31 protein-coding genes are annotated in these 25,339 nt (G+C 31.2%); 23 read left to right on the top strand and 8 right to left on the bottom strand.

What is annotated here, in order from left to right:
• Window positions 1–24: 24 nt before the first annotated feature.
• From spoIIAA to spoVAE, 8 genes are all read left to right on the top strand, one after another.
• A complete protein-coding gene (gene spoIIAA / locus BUB34_RS00330; RefSeq protein WP_073123123.1) occupies window positions 25–360 on the top strand; it encodes an anti-sigma F factor antagonist in 336 nt (111 codons plus the stop codon).
• A gap of 14 nt (window positions 361–374) precedes the next feature.
• A complete protein-coding gene (gene spoIIAB, locus BUB34_RS00325; RefSeq protein WP_073123121.1) occupies window positions 375–803 on the top strand; it encodes an anti-sigma F factor in 429 nt (142 codons plus the stop codon).
• A gap of 26 nt (window positions 804–829) precedes the next feature.
• Complete coding sequence (sigF, locus tag BUB34_RS00320; protein WP_073123119.1) at window positions 830–1,594, top strand: RNA polymerase sporulation sigma factor SigF; 765 nt, start codon at window positions 830–832, stop codon at window positions 1,592–1,594.
• Window positions 1,595–1,747: 153 nt separating this feature from the next.
• Entirely contained in the window at window positions 1,748–2,338 is a 591-nt protein-coding gene (locus tag BUB34_RS00315) for a stage V sporulation protein AA (protein WP_073123117.1), read from the top strand.
• Window position 2,339: 1 nt separating this feature from the next.
• The gene (locus tag BUB34_RS00310; RefSeq protein ID WP_073123115.1) at window positions 2,340–2,765 is read left to right on the top strand and encodes a stage V sporulation protein AB; all 426 of its coding nucleotides are present in this window, start codon (window positions 2,340–2,342) and stop codon (window positions 2,763–2,765) included.
• Between the two features lie 21 nt (window positions 2,766–2,786).
• Complete coding sequence (gene spoVAC, locus BUB34_RS00305; protein WP_073123113.1) at window positions 2,787–3,218, top strand: stage V sporulation protein AC; 432 nt, start codon at window positions 2,787–2,789, stop codon at window positions 3,216–3,218.
• A gap of 12 nt (window positions 3,219–3,230) precedes the next feature.
• Window positions 3,231–4,244, top strand: a complete 1,014-nt coding sequence (gene spoVAD, locus BUB34_RS00300; protein ID WP_073123111.1) for a stage V sporulation protein AD — start codon at window positions 3,231–3,233, stop codon at window positions 4,242–4,244.
• A gap of 17 nt (window positions 4,245–4,261) precedes the next feature.
• Window positions 4,262–4,618 carry a stage V sporulation protein AE gene (spoVAE, locus tag BUB34_RS00295; protein ID WP_425547703.1) on the top strand — a complete coding sequence of 119 codons (357 nt, stop codon included), beginning with the start codon at window positions 4,262–4,264 and terminating at the stop codon, window positions 4,616–4,618.
• Between the two features lie 152 nt (window positions 4,619–4,770).
• On the opposite strand, the gene BUB34_RS00290 is transcribed toward spoVAE, so the two are convergent.
• Complete coding sequence (locus BUB34_RS00290) at window positions 4,771–7,407, bottom strand: transglycosylase domain-containing protein (protein ID WP_073123107.1); 2,637 nt, start codon at window positions 7,405–7,407, stop codon at window positions 4,771–4,773.
• Between the two features lie 178 nt (window positions 7,408–7,585).
• Here BUB34_RS00290 and yunB point away from each other — a divergent pair, with 178 nt between their 5' ends.
• Entirely contained in the window at window positions 7,586–8,293 is a 708-nt protein-coding gene (yunB, locus tag BUB34_RS00285; RefSeq protein WP_073123105.1) for a sporulation protein YunB, read from the top strand.
• 184 nt (window positions 8,294–8,477) lie between these two features.
• Here yunB and BUB34_RS00280 read toward each other — a convergent pair whose 3' ends face one another.
• Together BUB34_RS00280 and BUB34_RS00275 are read right to left on the bottom strand one after the other, a co-directional pair.
• Entirely contained in the window at window positions 8,478–9,467 is a 990-nt protein-coding gene (locus BUB34_RS00280) for a SpoIVB peptidase S55 domain-containing protein (RefSeq protein ID WP_073123103.1), read from the bottom strand.
• Window positions 9,468–9,767: 300 nt separating this feature from the next.
• On the bottom strand, window positions 9,768–10,112 hold the full coding sequence (locus BUB34_RS00275) for a hypothetical protein (protein ID WP_073123101.1): 345 nt from the start codon (window positions 10,110–10,112) through the stop codon (window positions 9,768–9,770).
• A 197-nt stretch (window positions 10,113–10,309) separates the two neighbouring features.
• On the opposite strand from BUB34_RS00275, the gene BUB34_RS00270 reads away from it, so the two are divergent.
• From BUB34_RS00270 to BUB34_RS00255, 4 genes are all read left to right on the top strand, one after another.
• Window positions 10,310–11,122 (top strand): N-acetylmuramoyl-L-alanine amidase, encoded by an 813-nt coding sequence (locus BUB34_RS00270; protein WP_084120047.1) that lies wholly within the window; start codon window positions 10,310–10,312, stop codon window positions 11,120–11,122.
• 15 nt (window positions 11,123–11,137) lie between these two features.
• The gene (locus tag BUB34_RS00265) at window positions 11,138–11,845 is read left to right on the top strand and encodes a zinc dependent phospholipase C family protein (RefSeq protein WP_073123099.1); all 708 of its coding nucleotides are present in this window, start codon (window positions 11,138–11,140) and stop codon (window positions 11,843–11,845) included.
• Between the two features lie 95 nt (window positions 11,846–11,940).
• The gene (locus BUB34_RS00260; protein WP_073123097.1) at window positions 11,941–13,491 is read left to right on the top strand and encodes an ABC-F family ATP-binding cassette domain-containing protein; all 1,551 of its coding nucleotides are present in this window, start codon (window positions 11,941–11,943) and stop codon (window positions 13,489–13,491) included.
• Between the two features lie 165 nt (window positions 13,492–13,656).
• Window positions 13,657–14,328: a TIGR01906 family membrane protein gene (locus tag BUB34_RS00255; protein ID WP_073123095.1), complete on the top strand. Its 672-nt coding sequence runs from the start codon at window positions 13,657–13,659 to the stop codon at window positions 14,326–14,328.
• A gap of 101 nt (window positions 14,329–14,429) precedes the next feature.
• Here BUB34_RS00255 and BUB34_RS00250 read toward each other — a convergent pair whose 3' ends face one another.
• Window positions 14,430–14,696, bottom strand: coding sequence for a cysteine-rich small domain-containing protein (locus BUB34_RS00250; protein WP_073123093.1), 267 nt, complete (start codon window positions 14,694–14,696; stop codon window positions 14,430–14,432).
• Window positions 14,697–14,881: 185 nt separating this feature from the next.
• Between BUB34_RS00250 and hflX the strand changes: the two genes are divergently transcribed.
• The 4 genes from hflX (at window position 14,882) to BUB34_RS00230 (ending at window position 18,201) form a co-directional block, all read left to right on the top strand.
• Window positions 14,882–16,174 (top strand): GTPase HflX, encoded by a 1,293-nt coding sequence (gene hflX, locus BUB34_RS00245; RefSeq protein ID WP_073123091.1) that lies wholly within the window; start codon window positions 14,882–14,884, stop codon window positions 16,172–16,174.
• Window positions 16,175–16,183: 9 nt separating this feature from the next.
• Window positions 16,184–16,849: a HEAT repeat domain-containing protein gene (locus tag BUB34_RS00240; protein WP_073123089.1), complete on the top strand. Its 666-nt coding sequence runs from the start codon at window positions 16,184–16,186 to the stop codon at window positions 16,847–16,849.
• 108 nt (window positions 16,850–16,957) lie between these two features.
• Complete coding sequence (locus tag BUB34_RS00235; protein WP_073123087.1) at window positions 16,958–17,401, top strand: NUDIX domain-containing protein; 444 nt, start codon at window positions 16,958–16,960, stop codon at window positions 17,399–17,401.
• 155 nt (window positions 17,402–17,556) lie between these two features.
• The gene (locus BUB34_RS00230) at window positions 17,557–18,201 is read left to right on the top strand and encodes a YigZ family protein (protein ID WP_073123085.1); all 645 of its coding nucleotides are present in this window, start codon (window positions 17,557–17,559) and stop codon (window positions 18,199–18,201) included.
• A 270-nt stretch (window positions 18,202–18,471) separates the two neighbouring features.
• On the opposite strand, the gene BUB34_RS00225 is transcribed toward BUB34_RS00230, so the two are convergent.
• Window positions 18,472–18,864: a sulfite exporter TauE/SafE family protein gene (locus BUB34_RS00225; protein ID WP_073123083.1), complete on the bottom strand. Its 393-nt coding sequence runs from the start codon at window positions 18,862–18,864 to the stop codon at window positions 18,472–18,474.
• On the bottom strand, window positions 18,864–19,232 hold the full coding sequence (locus BUB34_RS00220) for a sulfite exporter TauE/SafE family protein (protein ID WP_073123080.1): 369 nt from the start codon (window positions 19,230–19,232) through the stop codon (window positions 18,864–18,866). Before BUB34_RS00220 ends, BUB34_RS00225 begins: the two co-directional genes overlap by 1 nt.
• A 187-nt stretch (window positions 19,233–19,419) precedes the next feature.
• On the opposite strand from BUB34_RS00220, the gene nadE reads away from it, so the two are divergent.
• Entirely contained in the window at window positions 19,420–20,172 is a 753-nt protein-coding gene (nadE, locus tag BUB34_RS00215) for an NAD(+) synthase (protein ID WP_073123078.1), read from the top strand.
• Between the two features lie 90 nt (window positions 20,173–20,262).
• Complete coding sequence (locus BUB34_RS00210) at window positions 20,263–20,985, top strand: YebC/PmpR family DNA-binding transcriptional regulator (protein WP_073123076.1); 723 nt, start codon at window positions 20,263–20,265, stop codon at window positions 20,983–20,985.
• A gap of 108 nt (window positions 20,986–21,093) precedes the next feature.
• On the opposite strand, the gene BUB34_RS00205 is transcribed toward BUB34_RS00210, so the two are convergent.
• Both BUB34_RS00205 and BUB34_RS00200 read right to left on the bottom strand, forming a co-directional pair.
• A complete protein-coding gene (locus tag BUB34_RS00205; protein WP_073123074.1) occupies window positions 21,094–21,420 on the bottom strand; it encodes a DUF1540 domain-containing protein in 327 nt (108 codons plus the stop codon).
• A gap of 221 nt (window positions 21,421–21,641) precedes the next feature.
• Window positions 21,642–21,962, bottom strand: a complete 321-nt coding sequence (locus BUB34_RS00200) for a hypothetical protein (protein ID WP_073123072.1) — start codon at window positions 21,960–21,962, stop codon at window positions 21,642–21,644.
• A 160-nt stretch (window positions 21,963–22,122) separates the two neighbouring features.
• Between BUB34_RS00200 and BUB34_RS00195 the strand changes: the two genes are divergently transcribed.
• The 4 genes from BUB34_RS00195 (at window position 22,123) to ruvB (ending at window position 25,183) form a co-directional block, all read left to right on the top strand.
• Window positions 22,123–22,749: a hypothetical protein gene (locus tag BUB34_RS00195; protein WP_073123070.1), complete on the top strand. Its 627-nt coding sequence runs from the start codon at window positions 22,123–22,125 to the stop codon at window positions 22,747–22,749.
• Between the two features lie 187 nt (window positions 22,750–22,936).
• Window positions 22,937–23,446 (top strand): crossover junction endodeoxyribonuclease RuvC, encoded by a 510-nt coding sequence (gene ruvC, locus BUB34_RS00190; protein WP_073123067.1) that lies wholly within the window; start codon window positions 22,937–22,939, stop codon window positions 23,444–23,446.
• On the top strand, window positions 23,439–24,041 hold the full coding sequence (gene ruvA / locus BUB34_RS00185; protein ID WP_073123065.1) for a Holliday junction branch migration protein RuvA: 603 nt from the start codon (window positions 23,439–23,441) through the stop codon (window positions 24,039–24,041). The genes ruvC and ruvA overlap by 8 nt, the downstream gene beginning before the upstream one ends.
• 125 nt (window positions 24,042–24,166) lie before the next feature.
• Window positions 24,167–25,183 carry a Holliday junction branch migration DNA helicase RuvB gene (ruvB, locus tag BUB34_RS00180; RefSeq protein ID WP_073123064.1) on the top strand — a complete coding sequence of 339 codons (1,017 nt, stop codon included), beginning with the start codon at window positions 24,167–24,169 and terminating at the stop codon, window positions 25,181–25,183.
• Window positions 25,184–25,339 lie beyond the last annotated feature (156 nt).

Below are 25,339 nucleotides of genomic sequence, written 5' to 3'. Positions count from 1 at the left end.
TATAAACTGTAGGGGGGCATGTAGATGATAAAGTATTCTTTAGACGAGAGTAATTTGTTAGTTGAATTCACGATATCAGAGTTAGATCATCATGTTTCAACTGAAATTAGAGAAACTCTAGATGAGTTATTATCCGCTAGACAAATTAAGAATATAGTGTTTGATTTTAGAAACATTAGTTTTATGGACTCTTCAGGCATAGGGGTCATAATAGGCAGATATAAGAAAATTTCTAATGAAAATGGCAGGGTAGCTATAGTGAATGTGAGTCCAAGAGTTAGAAAGATATTTGATTTATCTGGCCTAAATAAAATAATTTTTATTTATGACACATATGAAGAAGCCGAAAGTTCTTTGTAAGGGGGGAATGTATAATGAGTAATACTATAGAAGTTAAGTTTTCTGCTAAATCCGAAAATGAAAGTTTAGCAAGAGTGATAGTTGCATCTTTTGCTGCAAAACTAGACCCGACATTAGATGAAATAGCTGATATAAAAACAGCTGTATCAGAAGCTGTTACAAATGCTATTATACATGGATATGAAGAAGATGAATCTAAATTTGTATACTTAAGATGTACAATACAAAAAAATACAATAAAAATCGTAGTAGAGGATAGAGGAAATGGAATAGAAGATATACAGATGGCTATGCAACCGCTTTATACATCAAAACCAGAGCTTGAGAGATCCGGTATGGGATTTACTGTTATGGAAAGTTTTATGGATGATGTAAAGGTAAGTTCAATAAAGGGTGATGGGACTAAAATAGTAATGACAAAAAAGATAAACTTGCCTAAATAAAGACCAAATAGAATAGAGGTTTTATTATGGGGATAACTGCAAGTAAAGAAGAGAAAAAAGCACTCCTAACTCATGAGGAAACTTTAGATTTAATTCAAAGAGTTCAATATGGAGATGAGGAGGCAAAGGAAATACTTATTTCTAGCAACTTAGGGCTAGTTAGAAGTGTTGTCACAAAGTTTTTAAATATAGGATACGATAGAGATGACTTATTCCAACTGGGCTCTATAGGACTTATGAAGTCAATATATAAATTTGATCCAAAATTTAATGTAAGATTTTCAACATATGCAGTGCCAATGATTTTAGGTGAAATAAAGAGATACCTAAGGGATGATGGCATGATAAAAGTATCTAGATCCCTAAAACAAATAGCTATAAAAGCTAAAACACAAAAAGAAACTTTAACAAAAAAGTTAGGTAGGGATCCAAGTATAGAAGAGATTGCAGATGAACTTGGAGTAGAAAAAGAAGAGCTAGTAATGGCTATGGAGTCTAATTTTAATGTTGAGTATCTTCACGGAGTTATACATGAAGAAGAAGGCGCTCCTATATGTCTAATAGATAAAATTAGTCAGAAAGGAGAAAGTGAAGAGGAGAAGTTAATAGATAATTTATTACTCAAAGAAGTACTAGGAAAATTAGAAAAAAGGGAAAGACAGATAATTATGCTTAGATACTTTGAAGATAAAACTCAAAGTGAGATAGGTGAAATGCTAGACATATCTCAGGTTCAAGTATCAAGAATAGAAAAGAAAGTTTTATCAAAGTTAAAATCGTACATAAGTTAAATACAAAAATAAAGAAATAATAAAACTAAAAAATAAACCTTCTAAATATAGTTTATTAATTTATATATTTATAAATTAATAAACTATATAAAAATTAGGGGTTTATTTTTTTGCTATTTAACAAATAATAACAAAGAGGAAGTGTTATAGATTATGAAAGATATTTATTTAATACCAATAAAGACAAAATCATTTGATATCAACAAAAAGGAAGTTTATCTAAAGGATGTATACGAAGTTTATCCTGAAAATTATCGAACTGAAATCAACGACATCTGTTTGAGATGTTATGATGACAATAATCTTAAATATGATGTAATACATTTAGGGGAGGTGATAGAAGCTATAAATAAGAAACTTCCTCTAGTTCGCATAAATTTTACAAAACTGGATGATGTAGTTATCTTATTTGAAAGAAATAAGAGAGATAGTACAAAACTTATAAGAGTTTTAATAGTGTCTATAGTGGTGTTGATGGGATCTATAATGGGAATAATGAATTTCCATTCAGATGTCAATATGATGCAGTCTCAATCTAGGCTAGTAGACTTTATAACTAATGACAGTAAAACCTATCTTCCCTATTTTCAAATACCATATTCACTGGGAATAGGGATAGGAGTGGCTTTATTTTTCAATAAGTTTATACCGACATACTCAAGGTATGAGCCTAGTCCTTTAGATCTAAGGATGGTCTCATTAGACAAAGAAATAAAAAATCAGTTGATGAACAAGAGGAAATAGAGTGAGAGTATTTTTAGTTATATTTGGATTGTCGGCAGGGATTATAGTTGGATCTGGAGTTATAGCGATATTTATTTTAGTAGGAGTAGTTCCTAGAATGGCACATGTAAGCAAAACAACAAGCTTTATAAGATTATATGAGACTCTTCTTGTAGTAGGTGCTTTTATGGGAGGAATTATATATTTATATGACCTGCACTCCTTAGTCTTAAATATACCTACTATAGTAAAATTAAAGACTATAATCTCAGGTTTAGCCTATGGCATCTTCATAGGTTTTTTAAGTTCTGGTTTGACCGAAATAATGGATTATATACCAGTTGTATCGAGGAGATTGAGATTGCCGAGTGAATACTTAAAGTATGTAATACTTTCCTTATTAATAGGTAAAGTACTAGGTTCTTTTTTAGGTTGGATAATAATTTAAAGTAATCTGGAGGTGTTTAATTTGGATAATAATTATAAAAAGTATGTAGATGATATAAGTCCTAAGCCAACTTATATAAAAAACTATACTTTGGCTTTCGTTGTAGGTGGAATTATATCTGTAATAGGACAAATAATAAATAATTCCTATATTAAATTTGCCGGGTTAGACAAGATGGGAGCTGCTACTGCAACATCAATCACATTAATTTTTATAGGGGCATTTTTAACAGGTGTAGGAATTTACGATATTATTGGGAAAAGGGCAGGAGCAGGGTCAATAATCCCTATTACTGGGTTTGCAAACTCGATAGTTTCACCAGCTATGGAGTACAAAAGAGAAGGTTATGTTTTAGGAGTTGGAGCAAATTTATTTAAAATAGCAGGTCCAGTTTTAGTTTATGGAATAGGATCTTCCATTTTATGTGGACTAATATATTATATTCTAAAGTAAGGAAGTGACACTATGAAAAGTAAACGAATTGGTAAAATGACGGTGAAATTAGAGAACAAGCCAACCATAATATCAACTGGCTCAGTTGTAGGGCCAAAAGAAGGAGAAGGACCTCTAAACCAGTATTTTGATCTAGTTTTAACAGATGATTTATATGGACAAAAAACTTGGGAATTGGCTGAGAGCAAGATGGTAGAAACTGCTATGAAAAAGGCTGTCAATAAGGCAGGAAAGAAATTAACTGATGTAAACTATCTATTTGCAGGAGATTTAATCAACCAGTTATTCCCTGCATCGTTTGCAGCTAGAGAACTAGAGATACCATTCTTTGGAATATATGGAGCATGTTCAACTATGTCAGAAGGAATAAGTTTAGCATCTATGATTGTAGATGGAGGATTTGCCGACTTGGCTTTAGCTGGAACATCAAGTCATTATTGTACGGCAGAGAGACAGTTTAGATTTCCACTAGAACTAGGAAATCAAAAGCCTATGACAGCTCAGTGGACAGTTACAGGTGCTGGATCTGTATTGATTGCATCAGAAGGTAATGGTCCAAAGGTAAAGTATATAACAACAGGTAAGGTAATAGACAAAGGAATTGACGATGGAAATAATATGGGAGCAGCTATGGCTCCAGCAGCCATAGACACAATATACTCTTACTTTGAAGATACAAAAGATGATCCAAATAGTTTTGATTTAATTGCTACAGGAGATTTGGGCGTAGTAGGAAAGAAAATAACAGAGGATCTTCTAAAGGAAAGAGGAATAGATATATCAAATGTATATGTAGACTGCGGTATAGAAATGTTTGACCTAGAAAAACAGGATGTACATTGTGGAGGAAGTGGATGTGGATGTTCAGCGACTGTGTTCGCAGGCTATATCTATGATAAATTAGTAAAAAATGAATTTAAAAAAGTAATGCTAGTTTCAACAGGAGCTTTATTATCCCCTACAAGTACACTACAAAAACAGACTATACCTTGCATTGCCCATGCAGTAGTAATTGTAAATAATTAGGAGGCGGTAATTTGCTAATTGAATATTTAAAAGTCTTTTTAGTAGGTGGTATTATATGTTTAATCGCACAGATAATGATGGATTATTTTAAGATGCAAACTCCTTATGTAATGGTTACCTACGTAACTAGTGGAGTTATTCTTACATTTTTAGGACTATATGAGCCAATTGTAAAATTTGGAGGTTCAGGGGCAACAGTACCTATAATAGGGTTTGGATATTCTCTTGCAAAAGGAGTTATAAGGTCTATAGAAACTGATGGACTTCTCGGTGTATTTTTAGGTGGTACAACAGCTACAGCTGGAGGAATAGCTGCTGCAGTATTTTTTGGATATATAATGGCAGTTGTATTTACACCTAAAGCGAAGCCTTAAGAAGAATTTTATAACAAATCCATAAAATATATAAATATGAATTATATAAGTAAAAGATAGAATGTAAATAAAAACTAGAATTTAAAAAAAGAGAATCGCTATTTTGTTAAATGCGACTCTCTTTTTATTTATCTTATTATTCAATATTTCAACTAAGGATTATTACCGCCCTCAGGCTCGTTTGGAGCTGGAGGAGGAGTCGATCCGCCGTTGTTACCACCGCTATTACCGCCCCCAGGATTATTGTTATCAACTGGAGGAGGAGCAGGTGATTCTGACCCGCCACCTGGATTTGGTTGAGTAGGATTTGGGTTTGTCGGTTGCCCAGGATTTGGATTTTCATTATTATTAGGTTGACTAGGATCATTGTTTTGCTCAGTTTCTTCAGGCTTATCAGTTTCTTCTACATCTCTGTAGGAACTTATTCTTCCAGGGTAAGTACCCTTTATAAATGCTGCCTTAGAACCTGAAGGTGATCTTCCACCATCTATTAGGTTTATTTTTGTAAAGTATACATTCTTAGGTATAGGGAATTTAGTAACAGTTAAGTTTTGGTGAACTTTGGCCATAACCTTAGCCCATAGTCTAGCAGTTGAACCACTTCCACCCTTTACTTTTCTACGTGCAACATTGTTACCATTAGCATCCTTTGTTCCTGCATCATCTCCTAGATAAGTGGCTCCTACATAATAAGGAGTGTATCCTACAAACCAAGCATCTTTGGAGTTGTTAGTTGTACCAGTTTTACCAGCTACAGGCATTCCATTTGGCAATGATGCAGCTCCACCTGTACCTTCAGTGACAACAGAGCACAACATATCTGTAAGTACATAAGCAACCTCAGGATCTACAACTTTGTGTTCCTCAGGAGTATTTTTTACTATTAACTGACCGTCATAAGTAGTTATAGTAGTAAATATACTTGGTTCAACATAAGTACCCTGATTGGCTAGAGTACCATAAGCTACAGCCATTTGTAGAGGCGATACACCTTCAGCCATACCACCTAATGTCAGTGCAGAGAAGTTTCTGTCAGTGTTGGCTCCAGGACTATTATTTAATGTTGTTATACCGAAGTTTTTCAAATAATCAATCATTACATCTACACACTCGTCATAAGTTCCTCCAAGCATTTCAGCTGTTTTAGCAGCTATTGTGTTTGAAGATTTTGCTAAAGCCTTGCGAAGGCTCATAGTTCCTTTACCTGGAGTAGTAGTTTTAGGATTCCATCTAATGTTATCCTTAAATTTATATCCACCCCTAACATCGCTAACAGCATCTGCTTGAGTAATTTTTAATGTATCTATAGCCGGTGTATAAACAGATAGAGGTTTTATAGTAGAACCGGGTTGTTTAGGTGTAATAGCTCTATTTAAAGTTTTTCTACCTTTTATGTTTCTTCCACCAACTAAGGCTTTTATATTTCCATTTTTGTAGTCTAGTATAACCATAGATGACTGAGGTTGACTTATTCCATCTGCACCAATAGTGTGACCAGGGAAGTTGTCATTGTTTTCATACTCAGTTTCTAGGGCATCTTGCATTTTAGGGTCTATAGTAGTATTAATTATTAGACCGCCGTTGTAGAACATATTTCTAGCTTCGTCTACAGTATGTCCTTGCTCAATAAGAGCATCTATAACTTCTGATTCTATATAGTCCTCAACTGATGAAGATACTTTTTCAGCAGACTTAGGAAGTTTTATGTTTATCTCATCTGTCATAGCCTTGCTGTATTCTTGGTCGTTTATATGACCTAATTCTAACATCTTTTTAAGAACAACTTCTTGTCTTTCTTTAGCTTTTGGGTTATTTATAGCTTTTCTAACTACAAGAGTTCCGTCTTTAAGCTGTTTATAAATATCACGATCAGATATTAGTCCCCAAGAGTTTATTTTATCTATCATATTAAAGTCCACTTCTGTTGGATCATCAAGACTATCGTCAGTGGTATTAGTAAAGAACAAGAGCTTATTCTCTAATTGCTCTTTGGTTTCCGAACCGTCTAACTTCGCTGTAGTATATGCAGAGAACTTAGATGGATTTTTTGTAGAACCAGCTAATAGAGCCGCCTCACTTAAAGTAAGGTCTGATGCTGATTTGTCGAAGTAACCACGGGCACCAGCTTCTGCACCTGCAAGTCCTTTACCTACGAAGAAATTATTCAGATAAGTCTCTAAAATCTTTTCTTTGCTTACGTTTTTGCTCATTTCATAGGCATAATATATATCTTTGATTTTACGAGGCAAAGTTTGTTGCTCAGTTGTCAACAACATCTTAGATACCTGCATAGGCACAGTACTCCCACCTTGTTTGGTACCAGTCAATGTTTTTACAACAGATCTAAGTAGTCCCTTGATATCTACACCATTATGCTCATAAAAACGCTCATCTTCTATAGAGATGACTGCATTTTGCAAATCTTTTGATATCTTATCTAGTGGCACTGGCGTTTTTTTATTTATACTTGGTGCATTTGATAGTTTATCTCCAGTAGCATAGTTAATAGTAGTTGTCTGATGCGTTTTTTCGTTTAGCAGAGCTTCTGTTACAGGTTCTACATCTCTAAGAGAAGCAAAGACTAACCCACAAAAACCAGCTGACCCAACAACTAAAAGTATTAAAAATATTACTCCAGCAGATCTAAAGTACCTAAATTTATCTTTTTTAGATTTTGACTTAGATTTCTTTTTGTTTTGGGTTTTACTAGAAGTTGAACTACTCTTACTAGTAGAGGAGCTAACTTTTTTTCTTCTTATTTTATTTCTATCATTATTATCATAGCTCATAAGATTAACCTCCTTACTTAATGTAATATTATAACATATATAAGACCTTAAGTGTAAATTATAGAAAAAAATGAATTCAATATAGATATTTATAATATTAATTATATTAATAATTATTTTTGATCAATCACAGAAAAAATATGCTATAGATACATATAATACAGAAGGGGGTGTTTTTTTGAAAAAGATAATGTTAGAAAGAAGAAGAAACAGTCTTAAAAAAACAGTAGTAATTTTTGTAATGATTTTTATAGCATCTGTTTTTATAGGAAGTTTTATATATATAGATAAGACATTAAGACCAACTATAACTGTTTTAGCGGAAACAAAAGCCTTGGAATTGGCAAATAGATCAATAAACAAATCAGTAGCCGAGATAGTTGAAGGTCGGATTGATTATGAGGACTTAATGAATGCTCAATTAGACAGCAATGGAAATATATCCATGATACAAGCAAATACAGTTATGATGAATGAGATAGCATCTGACATAGCATTAGAAATACAGGATGAACTTAAGAAAGTAAAAAATACGAGTGCATACATACCAATAGGAACAGCTTTGGGTAGTCCGATACTAGCTAAATATGGACCCCAGTTAAAAGTATCTATAGAACCAATAGGAACAGTTTCCGTAGATTTTAAAACGGAATTTGAGTCCTCGGGTATAAATCAAACCAGACATAGAATATATCTTCAAGCTAAAACTCAAGTAAAAGTTGTTATACCGCTGACAACAGCAACAAAAGAAGTAAAAGCTCAAATACCTATATGTGAAACTATAATAGTTGGAGATGTACCTCAAAGCTATGTAAACGTACCAGAGCATAATATAGAAAATATTCTACCTAATATGAACTCTACAAATTCAAAACCTAAAAAATAAATAAAATTTAAGCATAATATATAAAAAATAACAAATAATAACTTATAAGTAGCGATGTCAATAATACACAATAGAGTATATAAAATCATAGCTACTTATAAGTTATAAATATAAAAATTAAAATATAAAAACTAAAATATAAAAAGTACATTTATATATTAATTTATTTATATTAATTTATTTGTTAGTTATTTAGCATCCAACCTATAAATATACCATATCCAACAGAAGGATCATTTTCTACAGCATGAGAGATAGCTCCTATGATTTTATTTCCTTGAACTATTGGAGTACCACTCATACCTTGGACAATCCCTCCTGTTTGAGATAAAAGTTCTTTATCGGTAATTTTTATTTTAAAACTTTTAGATTCAGGATACTTTTGTTTTTCAACACTTAAAATTTCAATATCGTATTTTTTATAATAATTAGTATTAGTTTGTAATATTATTTGGGCTTTACCATGTTTTACTTCATCTAATGAAGCTATTTTATATCTTTTTAAATTTGAAGTATCAAAATTTGAAACTTTACCTTTTATACCAAAGTTAGTATTACTTGTAAAACTACCTATAGTATTGTTTCTTTTTGCATTTATATAACCAACACTACCTTTTTCAGATTTTTCAATGTTTAAATCTGATGTTGTAGATACAGACCCAGTTTTAATAGGTATTTTTTTAGAAGAACCCAGACTGATTGCATGTCCTACAGCTCCGAATTCCTTACTATCAGGATTTATATAAGTCAGCGTTGCAAATCCCGACAGTAAATTATTAAAATGGATTTTCTCAAGTATATCTTTAGTAGTATTGATGTTTATAAGAGAGCCATTTCTGTTAACTACTACATCAACTTTATCATCAGGGTTTAATGAGCATAAATTCTTTGCAAAGTCTGCATATCCATCTATAGGTTTACCACCTACTTCTACTATTGCATCTCCTAAGTTAAAAGGTGATTTTCCTGATATCTCTCTTACAATAATATTTTTAAGTTCAGCATCGATTTGTAGTACATTACCAATAGGTATCAAATAATTAGGTTCATTTTTTTGTAAATTTTGTGCATATGTTAAATTATTTGAGAAAAAATATAGTAAGAAAGATATAAAACATATTACTTTAAATTTAAAGAAGCTTTGTTTTTTAAAATGATATTTTTGAGAATTCATAAAACACCTTCTTTCTAATGATAATAGTTTGTTGTCTAATCGGTGCTTTAATATTATGTTGTACAAGAATTACTTTTTGATGCTTGGAAAACGAACACAATAAAACCTAGTTTTTTTAGGTATAAATTAAAACCATAGCTAAGCTAAGCGAATTCAAGTGCTTAAAAAATAGTTCATATAAATGAAAAACTACGATTATGTGTTTAATTACATAAAGGGGAATTATGTTCCTTTAATATTTGGCAATAAATAATATGTATAAATAAAATAGAAAGACAAGTATAGAAATATTTTCATAATCTAATACCTTTTATATTTTTTGATCTTTTTTCGAATTATTTTTTTTGAGGGATTTTCATCAGTGTTTTTTTGACCATGCCGATTAGATGTTATAGCAACATCTGGAACAGGAGATACGAATGTCTCTTCTGTATCGCTAGAGGAACAACCGTTTACTGTAGATATAAGAGCTAATTCATCAGATAAAACCGCAAAAAAAGTAGACAATATTTCAACATCCTGGTTAGATAACTCTTCTCCAAGTGCAATTGCCAATGTAGAAGCAAGTACTATATAGTCAACATATCCAAAACAACAAAGTTTAGACTCGGTAGGTTTTTTAGAACAATCCTTATCTCTCTTCATAGCACCCTCCTTAAATAAACAGTATATAAATATATATGAGTACTCACGAAAATAAAAGACTAGTTAAAATCAAATTAAAATAAATCAAGCTACATTAAAAAAGAATATGCTTTTCTACTAATTATAAAAATAGCATATTTGGAAATAATAATCAGATAGATAAAATAAAAAACTTAACATATGAGAGGGGTACAGTTATGAAAAGATATAAGATTTTAGTTACATCTATAATTGCAATAGGACTGTTGCTTATAGGCACTTCGGACCCTATAAGAAACATACGAAAATCAACAGGATTTATAAATAAAGGATATAAAGCTAATTTACAGACAGATGACAATAAAAAAGATGGAAATGTACAAAAAAATTCACAAATAAATGAGAAATTTTTGATTTGTATAGATCCTGGTCATCAAGAAAAAGGAGATAGCAATTTGGAACCTATAGCCCCAGGTTCTCCTTCTAAAAAACCTAGGGTATCATCAGGTGCTGCCGGAGTAGCTACAAAAAAACCTGAATATGTTCTTAATTTAGAAGCATCTACAGTTTTAAAACATATATTAGAAGGTAAGGGATTTAAGGTGGTTATGACAAGGGATAGCCACGATGTAAATATAAGCAACTCTGAAAGGGCTATTTTTGCAAACGATAAAAAAGCAGATATGGTAGTTAGAATTCATGCCGACAGCTTAAATAATCCTTCAAAAACTGGAGCATCTATTTTAATACCTCAAAAAGATGGCAAATATACTAAATCTATTTATGAGGAAAGTAGTGTATGTGCTCAGATAGTAGAAGGAAAAATGAGAGAAGGCGGGGTTCAGGTAAATGGTATTTTTCAAAGAGATGATTTGACTGGATTTAATTGGTCCAAGGTTCCTGTAGTACTAGTTGAAATGGGGTTTATGAGCAACTATAACGAAGACAGACTAATGTCAAGTCCAGAGTACCAACGAAAACTAATGCAGACTATAGCGGATGGATTAGAGGAATATTTTATGACTAAATAATATTAGGTGATGTTGATGAGAAAAAGATTAGAAAATGTATATGGAACGGCTCTATCACAAACACTTAGGGCTATAAATCCTATAAAGAAAACAGTAATAAAAACAGATTGCGAAGTACATTTATTTATACAACAAAGTGCACTAGATATCCTAAAATCAGAAGGGTATCATAGGGAGTTTGAACTATTTCAGGCATTTATACCTCAAATTAATAAGGGATTAGTATGGGCAGATTTAGACTTTAAATCTTATCATCATTTTTACAACCCAAGAGTTGAAAGAGGTAGATTCGGATATGAGGATAATGCTTTGACTGTTACTAGAAGTTATTACAATAAAGCGCTAAAGTTTTTTGCAATGGGCAACTATGAAAGATCTATGTTTTATTTTGGAGCTGCATGCCATATAGTACAAGATTTGACTATTCCACAACATGCAAAAGGAAAGTTATTAGATAATCATAGACAATTTGAGGTATATGTAAAATCAAATTATAAAAATATAAAAAGATTTAAGTCTCATGAAAAACCAATTTATTTATATAGTATAGAAGAATACATTAATTTTAATGCCCAAAATGCTTTGAAGTTGGATTATATGTATAAAAACATAGAAAGCTTAAGTACTAAATTTTATCTTATAGCAACAAAAAGCATAACTCTAGCACAAAGAAGCACAGCAGGGTGCATGCTTATGTTTTATAGGGATATAATAAACTCCTAAAAAAATTATAATACCATTGGTAACACTTGATTTAAGTACAAAAAGAATATATTATAGTATAGAATATAGACAAAATTTTATGAAGAGGTGTTAAGATGCTGGTAGTAGAAAATGTAAGTCATGGATTCGGGGCTAGAACTATACTAGAAAATGTTTCTTTTAGACTGAGAAAAGGTGAACATATAGCATTAGTAGGAGCTAACGGAGAAGGAAAATCAACTTTTTTAAATATAATAACAAAAAAACTTATGCCTGATGCAGGTGATATAAAATGGTCATCTAGAGCGACTGTAGGTTACCTAGATCAACACACAGTACTGACTAAAGGAAAGACAATAATAGAAGTGCTAAGAGATGCATTTAAGAATATGTTTGAATTAGAACAAGAAATGATAGCTATGTATGATAGAATGGGTGAAGCTGACGACGAAGAAATGGCTAAATTACTTAATGAAACAGCTGAAATACAAACCATATTAGAAAATAGTGGTTTTTACATGATAGATGCAAAAATACAAGAAGTTGCCAATGGACTGGGATTAGGAGAAATAGGTTTAGATAAAGATGTAGCTGATTTAAGTGGAGGACAGAGAACAAAAGTACTTCTTACTAAGCTATTACTTGAAAATCCTACAATACTTATACTGGATGAGCCTACAAACTATTTAGATGAGGAACATATAAATTGGCTTACAAGATATCTACAAGAATATGAAAATAGTTTTGTACTAGTATCACATGATATACCATTTATAAATAACACATGTAATGTAATATATCATATGGAAAACGGAGAATTAAACAGATACAAAGGAAACTATGATGAGTTCGTAAGACTTAACGATATAAAGAAACGCCAAGAGGAACAAGCATACGATAGACAAGTTGAGGAAAGAAAAAAGTTAGAAGATTTTGTTGCTAGAAACAAAGCTAGAGTTGCTACTCGTGGTATGGCAAACAGTAGACAAAAGCAGTTAGACAAGATGGAAATTTTAGAAAGACCAAAGGAAAAAATAAAGCCTATATTTGGATTTAAGGAAGCTAGAGCTGCTAGTAGAATAATATTTGAGACAGAAGATTTAATTTTAGGATATGATGAGGCCTTAACAAAACCACTTAATTTCCAATTAGAGAGAGGTCAAAAAATAGCTCTTAAGGGTATGAATGGTATTGGGAAATCAACTCTATTAAAAACTCTATTAGGCATAGTTAAACCTTTTGGTGGAAAACTTCAAAATGGAGATTATTTAGAAATAGGATACTTTGAACAAGAAAGTTCAAAAGATAATTATAATACTCCAATGGATGAGGTTTGGTCTGAGTTTCCTGGACTTTCAAATTTTGAAGTTAGACAGTCTTTAGCGAAATGTGGATTGACTAATGAACATATAACTAGTCAAATGAGAGTTTTAAGTGGAGGAGAAGCGGCAAAGGTTAGACTGTGCAAAATTATGCTTAAAGACATAAATTTCCTGGTACTAGATGAGCCCACAAACCATTTAGATGTAGAAGCAAAAGAAGAATTAAAAAAAGCTATAAGAGAATTTAAAGGGACAGTACTTTTAGTGTGCCATGAACCTGAATTTTATATGGATATAGTAGATGATGTTTGGAATATAGAGGACTTCACTACCAAAATAGTATAATTTATTGGGAAAATATGGTATAAAATAATGTAAAAACATGATAGTATTAGAGTAAAGTGATTGATATTAAAATAAAGAAAGCTAGTACTTAAATTTATCATTATTAATATATTGATGCTGTTTATGTTCACTACTATTTATAATGGATAGCCTAGGGGGTCACATATGAAGAAGTTTTTTAATATGCTGTTTTCGATATGTTTTAGTTTATTCATAATATTGGGAATAATAAGGTTTACTGTAGGATTTAGACAACTATACTATTTTGATATAAACTACTTAGATATACCTAAAATATCTTCGTTGTCTGAAGATGAGATAAAAGCCAATTATGACTATTTAATTGATTACAATTTAAATATCAAAGAAGAAGAGTTCAAATTACCAACTATACAATTTTCACCACAAGGTAAAATACACTTTGAAGAAGTCAGAGATATTTTTCAAGGTATAAATAAAATTACTTTAGGATTATTAGCTGTGTGTATAGTAGGTGTATTTATAAAAATAAAAAATAAACAGATAGACTTCTTAAATAAAACTTCAAAACTATTATTAATATTGCCTATAATAGTTTTGGTACCAATGTTGATAAGTTTTGATAAGACATTTATTATTTTTCATAAGTTGTTTTTTGACAATGATTATTGGATATTTGACCCTAGTATGGATCCTGTTATAAATATTCTTCCTCAGGAATTCTTTTTTCATGCAGGGGTTATGATTATAATTCTTGTATTAATATTTAGTCTAGTAACTAGAATATTATATAAAAAATTAAATAAAAAATATAATAGTAGGCGTTCTATTTTTCATAGGACAAACTATCATTGGTAAGATAAAAGGGCGGGTTACCTCAAATGTGTACTTAATTAGACATCGTTTAGGTAGCCTGTTTTATAATTTATCCCTATTTATATATATTACTCTATTTTATTTTACTTACCCGATTTAGAGGATACCTCTAATATATCTTTAAATTTACTCATTATATAGTCATAGTTATTTTTGTTGTGAGGGAGCATACACGAAGAACAGTCTTTAATCCCGTTTTGTGTATATTTAAAGTTTCCACCACAGTTTTCTCCTAGTGCATAAAGTGGGCAATAGCAGAACAAACAGTTAAACTCATCAGGTTTATTAGTTTTATGACAGGGAAAGAATTCGCAGTCTTTATGATTAAAAAACTTATAATTTTCACTCATTATAATTACCTCCAAATAATATTGTGTTCTAATAGATCAACCTTTGGTAATAATATAATTATACTAGAGTTTTTTATACATGGTATAATACTTATACATAAATTGTATATTTTTAGAAGTAAAATTACCTTAATGCGTGAATTATTATTAATTAAATAAATAAAATTTAAAAGAGAGGTGCTAATATGCAGGAAAATAAGGAATTACAAGAAAAGGCATTACTTGTAGGACTAAATATAACATCTACAGCGAGAAGAAGTGATGATATAGATATAAATGACTCTATGGAGGAATTAAAAGAACTGGCAAAAGCTGCAGGGGCAGAGGTTGTCGGGAGTGTAGTTCAAAACAGGCAATCTAAAGAAGCAGCAAGCTACATCGGTAAAGGTAAAGTAGAAGAGATAAAAGCATATTCAGAGTCATTGGGGGCTACAATGATAGTTTTCAATGATGAATTATCGGGGGCACAGATAAGAAATATTGAAGAAATTGTAGGAAAAAAAGTTATAGATAGAACTACTTTAGTTCTTGATATATTTGCACAGAGGGCAAAAAGCAAAGAAGGTAAACTTCAGGTAGAACTTGCACAGTTGAAATATAGACTTCCAAGACTTTATGGGATGGGAGGAGAAATGAGTAGAACTGGTGCAGGAATAGGAACAAGAGGTCCAGGAGAGCAAAAACTGGAAGTAGATAAAAGAAATATCTTAAATAAGGCAGCAGACATTAGAAGAGAACTTAAAGAAGTAAAGAAAAACAGAGAAACTCAGAGGGTTCAACGTATAAAATCTAATATACCTATAGTTGCACTTGTTGGGTATACTAATGCAGGAAAATCTACACTTCTTAATGAGTTAATAAAGACTCATAAAGACTATGAAAAAGAAAAAGAAGTTTTTGCAAAAGATATGTTATTTGCAACATTAGATGTTACTTTAAGAAAAGCACTTTTACCAAATAAAAAAGAATTTTTAGCAGTAGATACAGTTGGATTTGTCAGTAAATTACCTCATGACTTAGTAGAAGCATTTAAGGCAACCCTAGAAGAGGTTCAATATGCAGACTTAATTTTACATGTAATTGATGCTACAAATGATAGTTATGAATTACAAAAAAATACTACTGAATCTGTTCTTAAAGAACTAGGGGTAGAAGATAAGAAGACTATTCTTGTATATAATAAAATAGATAGATTAGAATTAGATATATATCCAAAAAATACTGATAATGTAGTATATATATCGGCAAAACAAGGTATAAATATGGATAAGCTACTAAATATGATAGAGAAAAACTTGATGGGAAATACTTATCCAGTTACACTGCTACTTCCTTATGATAAGGGACAAGTATTTAGTAAGTTAAAGGACAAATACAATATAGAGAACTTCGAATATGTAGAAAATGGAACGACAGTTGATGTAAATTTAGACGAAGAGGATTATAATATATATAAAGAGTATATTTTATGTAAGTAGGTAAAAAATATGAATATAACTTGGGATAATATAGATGAATTACCAGATTATTTTATAACTTATCTTCTATATAAAGAATCAAAGACAGTATCTCAAATAAGCAAAATAAGAAATATATCGGTTTCAGAAGTTAAGGAACAGTTAATAGAGGCAAAGTTACAAATAAGAGAGGCTCTAAAAAGCCAAAGTGAGTCATCTAAGGATATGCTAGAAACATTCTTAGAGTTAAATAAAAATCAAAGACTTGATTTTATGAATAGCTTAGATGAAGAAAAGATGCTATACTTTAAGAAAAAGATATATAAAAGAATAATAACTGAAAAGAATAATGAAGACCTTGTAATTCTAATTTGGGCAACTGGTGAACTCAAAGATGAAAGATTTTTAAGATTACTTCATGCATTTACAGAGTATAGAAATTCTGACGTAAGGAGAATAACCTATTCAGCGCTTAGGAAAATAGGCTCAGATAGTAGTAGAGAATATCTTCAAAGAGGTCTATATGACACAAATCCACAGACAAGACAATATTGTGCAAAAGCTCTTGCAAAAATAGGAAATAAAAATAGTTTAAAAATGTTAAGACAGTTAAAAAAGAATAAATCCTTTGAAAAGGAATATGTATTGAGGGCATATGATGAGGCTATTGATGCATTAGAAAAATCAGGTAATTAACATAATGATTTTTGACTTAACATATAATTTACAAATCTAATTATTTACCTATGATGTATCTCCAGAAGTTAACATTAAAAAAATAATGAGTTAATAGGAGGGTTTAAAATGATAGTAAGACATTGTGCAGGTGGAGTTGTATTTTATGCAAATAAGGTATTGATATTAAAAAATGACAGAGGTGAGTGGACACTGCCAAAGGGAAGAATCGATGAGGGGGAGTTAGCTTATGATAGTGCTATTCAGAGAGTGAAAGCAGAAACAGGTGTAGATTGTAGGATAATGGATGTAGCAGGTAATACCATGTATGAGTTTTTCTCAAGAAGTAGACAACAACAGGTTTGCAATGCAATTGCATGGTATATAATGGAGACAGATAGTACCGACTACATACTAAGAGAGGACTTTAGCGAAGGCGGATTTTTTAAAGTTAAGCAGGCTATTGAAATGTTAACTCATAGCAAAGAAAAATCTTTGGTTGATATTTCTTATAAAAAGTACAAAGAATTAAAAAAAGCAGTTCCGGAAAGAACGCCTGCAGTTGAAGGTTAAAAGATTATAATTATAAATAACTAAAAGTTAAATTGTTAAAAAAGCTGCCTTTGATTAGAAACACTTTCTAATTAAAGACAGCTTTTAAGTTTTAAGGTGAAATTTATATATTTCAAAATTAAATATATAATATAAGTTATACAAGGAGGTTGGTTATGGGCAGCTATAAAACGCTACACGAATTTGGGATGGATGAAATTATAATAGAGAAATCTACATTTATTGGATATGCGAAACCTATAAAAACTGAGGAAGAAGCTGTAGAATTTATAAATGAAATAAAGAAAAAGCACAAGGATGCAACACATAACGTATGGGCATACACGGTAGGAAACAATATGAACATACAGAGGTATAGTGATGATGGAGAACCACAGGGGACTGCCGGGATACCAACCTTAGAGGTTATAAAAAAAGAAGATTTAAGGGATGTTGTAGTGGTAGTCACGAGGTACTTTGGAGGTGTGAAATTAGGAGCAGGAGGCCTAGTTAGGGCATATACAAAAGGTGCAAAAATAGGCTTAGAGGCCGGGAAAATAATTGAAAAGGTAATGTATCAAGAAGTTAAAATAAAGATAGATTACACACTACTTGGAAGAGTTCAAAATGAAATAATGAACATGGGGTATTTTGTAAAGGACACAATATATGAGGATAATGTTGAAATAATAGTATACTCTAGAATAGAGGAGATAGAAACACTTACATCTAAAATGACTGATATAACTAGTGCAACAGCACAAATAGCTTTAGGAGAAGAGTTTTATCTGTCTGAAAAAGATGGACAAGTTATATTATAGAGATTGTAATTATTATAAAATTTAACTAAATGTGTACAGAAAATGGAGACTATGAAATGGCATGTGATTATATAGAAGAGTTTAGAGGAAAATCCAGCATATGAACCATTAAAAAATATTGATAGATATAAAAATATTCTGGACAAACTATAAATAATAATAGATTCAATAATAAATTAGAAGATAATATATTTATAGTTGAAGTTTTAGAAAAATAGAAAGCCTGTGCAAATTATTAAGATTTAGCGCAGGCTTTTGATTGTAATCTTTTTATTCTTCCCTAGTACTCTGTGAGGAGTTTTTTTTGGAAGGTTGGCAGAACCCTTTTTTTACCTCAAAAATACCTACTAAAAGTAAAAAAGCACCGAATATTTTTCTTAGAATTTCGGAAGATAGATAATTGGCAACGAATGAACCAAATATAGCTCCAATAACTCCAAATAATGCTATAGGAACTACCAACTTAAATACTACATTTTTATTTTTTATATGTATCACAAGTGCCATTAAAGTCATGGGTATAGATGAAATTAGATTGATACTTTGAGCTATTTTAGGATCTATATTTGCAAACAAAACTAAAGCAGGGATTAGTATAGTTCCTCCACCCATACCCATACCTCCTATTATACCTGCAAAAAATCCAATTAACCCGTAAAACATTAAAACACCATCCTTAGAGCTGCTATAATCATTATTAGTCCAAAAGAAATCCTAAGAAATTTACCTGTAACCTTGCTAAGTAATTTAGCGCCAACAAATCCTCCCAAAATGCTGCCAATAGCCACCTTAGTTGTTAGGGAAACATCATATGTCCCCTTTGATATATAAACCACTGAACTAGCAGTAGTTAAAAAAACTATTATACTAAGAGCCGTAGCATGGGATTTATGTTCTTCTAGTTTTAGGATGTCGTTTAAAATAGGAACTAAAAGAGTTCCTCCACCAGATCCAAAAACACCATTGATAAAACCAGTGAATGAACCTGTTATCGTATTTTTAATATTAAATTCAAAATATTTTTTATTCATTAAATCACCCTTTAAACCTAGTTTTGACATAAATAGAAAATAATATTTATAAAACTTTTAAAGTTAATCAAAAATGATTATACGGGCATAATAAAACTACGCTTATGTCTGTTTGAATGTAGAATGGATATGATATATGATATAATAAATTTATGAAAAATGTAATTAATAGAATAGGAGAGAAATTATGGATAGAATAGCACGTATAGACAAAACTGTAGAATGGCTTCAAGAAAAAGTGAAAGAGGCAAATGCTAAGGGGTTAATAGTAGGTGTGTCTGGAGGAATTGATTCAGCAGTGGTGGCGTACTTGATAAAAAAAGCTTTTCCTCAAAACTCTATGGGAGTTATAATGAGCATCAAAAGCAATCCAAACGATAAAGAAGATGCACTTAAAGTTATAAACGGATGTCAAATTGAGCATATTGATTTAGAACTTACTGAGCCTCAAGAATCTATATTAGATTTAGTTACAGAAAAATTAAAGCAAAAAGATTTATATAAAGAAGAATACAAAAAAATGACTGATGCAAATTTAAGAGCCAGAATAAGAATGAGCTCTATTTATGCAGTTGCAAATAATTTAGGATATTTAGTTGTAGGAACAGACAATGCAGCTGAAATACACACTGGTTACTTTACTAAATATGGTGATGGAGGAGTAGATCTTGTACCTCTTGCAAATCTTACTAAAAGAGAAGTTTATGAGTGGGCAAAGGAATTAGGAGTACATGAAGATGTAATAAATAAGGCACCTTCAGCTGGGCTTTGGGAAGGTCAAACTGATGAAAATGAAATGGGAACTACTTACAACATGATAGATGCTGTAGTAGAGGGGAAAATAGACGAAGTTCCTCAAAAAGATCAAGATATAATAGCGAGACTTCATAGGGTTAGCCAACACAAAAGAGAAGTACCAGCAAAGCCTCCGAAGTTCTAATTTACTAATTACAAAATTTGTGCTAAAATTTACGAGTGATATCAAATTACATAATTATCAAAACAATTATACGTATTAAGGAGTGGAACTATGGGACGTATAGGGAATATAATAAATAGAAAAGGCAAACAAGATGCCAAAAAAGCAAAAATATTTACTAAGCATGCTAGAGCAATAGCTGTTGCGGCCAAAGATGGTGGAGCAGATCCAGAGTACAATGCAGCATTAAAAGCAGCTATAGATAAAGCAAAGGCAGACAATATGCCAAATGATAATATAGACAGAGCAGTAGCCAAAGGAGCTGGAGCTGGAGCCAATGAAAACTATGAGACTATAGTTTACGAAGGATATGGACCAGGTGGAGTTGCTGTTATAGTTGAAACATTAACTGACAACAAAAATAGAACTGCAGGTAATGTAAGATACTACTTTGATAAAAACGGTGGAAACCTAGGAACAAGTGGCTGTGTATCATTTATGTTTGATAGAAAAGGTCAAATATTAGTGGGAGCAGAAGATGGAGTTTCAGAAGATGAACTAATGGAGATTGCTTTAGAAGCAGGAGCGGAAGACTTCATAGTTGAGGAAGATGGATATGAAGTAGTTACTACTCCAGAAGATTTCCAAACTGTTAGAGATGAGTTAGCTGCCAAAGGGTATGAATTTATATCTGCTGATGTAAAATTAATACCTCAAACTACAACAGAGTTAACTGATGAAGAACAATTAAAGTTTATGAACAGACTTATAGATATGTTAGAAGACGATGATGATGTTCAAAATGTAGCACACAACTGGGAAATAGCTGAATAATTTAAAAAATAATAAACACCTCTGATTATGATGTATAGATAGTATATATCTAATAATCAGAGGTGTTTATTTGCTGTTTATATTACATTGACCTTTAAACTAAAAAAATTATTTGCATTTAAAACTAGAACAATGTGTCTCAGAATAAAGGTTTGCATTACCAACATCTGAATTTACATTGATGTCATTAAGTGAACATACAGTACCGCTTGCATTGTAAGAACAAGTCTTGACATTACAGCCAATAATCGCACATGGACCATCATCGTTTGTATTATTAGTTAAAGTACTATAAGTAGATTTATCTAAAAATGAGCTACAACAAGTATGATTGCTAGTTCTGGCCTTCTTACCATTTATAGATATTCTATTTGCATAGCAAGTACCTCCATCATTGTGAGAACAATTCATTACACTACAACTAATTCTTGACATAACATTACCTCCTAATAATATCTTTTGTAATCCTTATATATTTATCAAACATATATTAATAAAAAAATCGGCCCGGTTGTATTTTAAAGGGAGACTTTTTATCATTAAGGATTATGTCCATCTTTTAGAAAAAATATAGCCATTTATAGAATTAAAAAATTAAGGCACTTAAAAAAGCTGAAAATAAATCAGCTTTTTATGTGCAATTGAAAATGTAGATATTAGTTATAATTTGCAAATAAAGAATTAAAAGTATTCTCGTTCATTAGAGCTTTTGCAATAAGAATAGAAGACGAAGGGTAAGATTTTATACTTGGACAAATGTCGAATAATTCTTTTTCGTAGTTATCAATACTCAGTATCTCTCCGTTATAAATTCTTTCTTCAAATGATTTCGTAAAATTTTTCATGTCTAGGAAATTGTTAAATGTTAGGTCGTAAAACTCTGATGCTTTGTGCTGAGGCTGTTTTAAGAAAAGAATATCTTGCTTAAATTCTAAAAATTCAATTCTATCGTAAATTAATTGAATATACTCGCTCAAAAAAATCCCTCCTAAGATTAAATTCAAATGATAATTTATACTATGTATGAAGTGAGGAAAATGATATAAAAAGAGAGAAATAAAATATAACTAAATTTTACCATAACTGTATAAAAACACGAATGAAGGACAAAATAGAGGTAGAAGGAGGTTATGCAATATGTTCGAAAAAAAAGATCAACCAGCTTGGAAAGGAATAACATTAGTTTTAGTAGGAGTAGTTGTATTGGTGAGTGGCATTTACATAGGATCAAAAACTCAAGATAAAAAAACAGTACAAAATCCTGTAAAACATGAACAATCCAAAGAGAAGACAAATGAAGCTTTTAAACTGAGTAATAGTTGTGAAATATGGCTTCATAAAGATATAGAAGATGAAACCGACGCAGAACAATCAAGTGTTATGTTAGGAACAGTTCCAAAAGGACTTCTTAATAAAACACAAGGTGAAATAGTATCTTATCTCAAAGATAAATACCCAGATAAAAATATAGAGAGCATAGGAGAGTACGAAATAGTACTATCAGATTCTAATAAAGATGGTAATTCTGAACAAGACAAATCCAACAAAGATGATATATCTAAAGCTAACAAATATACAATAGAAGATGATAATGGATATATAGGACTTTATAAATACGATAATAAAGGAAAAAGAAAATTAATAGAGAAAACTCATGTAAAGGTGGATTCTCTTCCTAAGGCTGTTCAAAATGATATAAAACAAGGTATATATATGAATAGTGAAGATGAGGCATATTCTAGATTAGAAGACTTCGGAAGCTAGGAACAAAAAAACATAAAAGTTACTCTTTATATATGTAGTTCATAAATAATTGGAATTCATATATAAGGAGTAACTTTTGTTTTTTGTAAAAGTCCATTGGAATTTAAAAAAAATTCTAATGATAATCTTATGATATAATAATATAGAACATAAGTTTTATGTAATATTAGGAGGTTTTCTTTTACGGATGATAATATTAGGAATAGATCCAGGAATAGCGATAGTAGGCTATGGAATAGTAGAATATAAAAACAATAAATTTAAAGTCATAGATTATGGTGCAGTAACTACACCTGCTCATATGGATACATTGAAAAGGTTGGAGCTGGTATACAAAGGAATTGATATTCTAATAAAAAATAATAATATAGATGAAGTTGGTATAGAAGAACTGTTTTTTAATAAAAATGTAAAAACTGCTATAACCGTGGCACAGGCAAGAGGTGTAACAATGCTTGCTTGCGCTCATAATGGCAAACCATTATATGAATACACTCCACTTCAAGTCAAACAAGGGGTTGTAGGGTATGGGCGTGCTCAAAAATCTCAGGTACAGCAAATGGTTACATCATTTTTAAATCTTAGAGAAGTACCCAAGCCTGATGATGTTGCGGATGCCCTTGCAGTAGCGATTTGCCATGCTCATTCAAATAAACTAGAGAAAACTCTCAAGAATATAGGGGGAAGATATGTATAGTTATATAAAAGGAATAGTAGAAGAAATTCATTTAGATAGTATAGTGATTGAGAATAATAGCATAGGATATAAGATAAATGTATCATCAAACACTATAAAGAATGTTGAGTTAGGGAAAGAAGCCAAGATATATACAAAGATGATAGTTAGAGAAGATGATATAAGCCTTTGTGGGTTTGCGACTAGAGAAGAACAAAATATGTTTAATTTATTGACATCAGTATCTAAAATAGGGCCTAAGGTTGGACTTTCTATATTATCATTTGCCTCTCCAGGTCAACTAGGTGCATTTATATTAAGTGAGGATACAGCTAAGTTATCAAAGGCTCCGGGAGTAGGAAAGAAGACAGCTGAGAGAATAATTTTAGAATTAAAAGATAAGATAGATAAAAATAGTGTTGAGTTTGAACCTACATTATTATCAAAGACACCTATTGGAATATCTCAAGATGAAGCGGTAGATGCTCTTGTAGCATTAGGGTATTCTCAACAAGAGTCTAAAGAGGCAGTTGAAAAATGTAAAAAAGCCGGTATGAATACAGAAGATATAATAAAAAAATCTTTGACTTACATAATGAGTAAATCGTTAAGATAAACTTAACATACAATAACTTCGTGATTAAGCAATACTCATGGTAAATAAGTACTTATGATAAACCAGTATTAATGATAATTAGTAGCGATTAATAATATATAAATTAGCATGATAGGGGGATTTAGATGTACGAATATGAAGATGAAAATAGGATAATAACCTCTACAATGAAAAATGAAGATGTAGATATAGAAAATAGTTTAAGACCTAAGACACTTCAAGACTACTTAGGTCAAGAAAAAGCTAAGGAACAGTTGAGTATATTTATAGAAGCGGCAAAATCTAGAAGTGAACAATTAGACCATGTTCTTTTATATGGACCACCAGGTCTTGGAAAAACTACCTTAGCGAGTATAATAGCAAATGAGATGGGTGTAAACTTAAGAATTACTTCAGGGCCTGCTATAGAGAGAGCAGGAGACTTGGCAGCGATACTTACAAACCTAAATGAAAATGATGTATTATTTATAGATGAGATACATCGTATAAATAGAAGTGTAGAAGAAGTTTTATATCCTGCTATGGAAGACTATTGTTTGGATATAATAATAGGTAAAGGGCCGTCAGCTAGAAGTATAAGATTAGATTTACCAAAATTCACATTGATAGGTGCGACTACAAGGGCAGGTATGCTTACAAACCCTCTTAGAGATAGATTTGGAGTTATATGCAAATTGGATTACTATACAGTTGATGAACTAACTAAAATAGTGACTAGGTCTGCGGAAATTTTAGGAGCACAGATACAGGTAGGTGGTGCTATGCAAATAGCAAAGCGTTCAAGAGGAACTCCAAGAATAGCAAATAGACTACTAAAAAGAGTAAGAGATTATGCTCAAGTAAGGGCAGATGGAAATATAACGGATGATGTTGCAGACAAAGCACTAGAATTGCTTGGGGTAGATGATCTAGGTCTTGACTATGTAGATGAAAAATTACTTTTAACGATAATTGAGAAATTTAGAGGCGGTCCAGTAGGCTTAGATACATTGGCGGCATCAATAGGAGAGGACAGAAATACTATAGAGGATGTCTATGAGCCGTATTTGCTTCAGTTGGGATTTATAAATAGGGGTCCTAGAGGTAGAATAGCAATGCCAAGAGCTTATGAACATCTAAATATCCCATATCAGCAAAAATAACTAAATTACTCTAATTATATGGAAAGTTCATAGTTTTTTTGTTATAATTCATAAGAAATTATATAAAATAAAATTTTTATAATAGAAAAAATAAATAATATAAAACAGTAACAAAAATAAATAATGTAAAATTTTGTTATTATGTTTGTACAAATT

The sequence above is a fragment of the Asaccharospora irregularis DSM 2635 genome (assembly GCF_900129815.1).
In the GTDB taxonomy this organism is placed as follows: Bacteria; Bacillota; Clostridia; order Peptostreptococcales; family Peptostreptococcaceae; genus Asaccharospora; species Asaccharospora irregularis.
The sequence above is the reverse complement of the archived record's forward strand: the minus strand, read 5'-3'. Positions and strand labels throughout refer to the sequence as shown.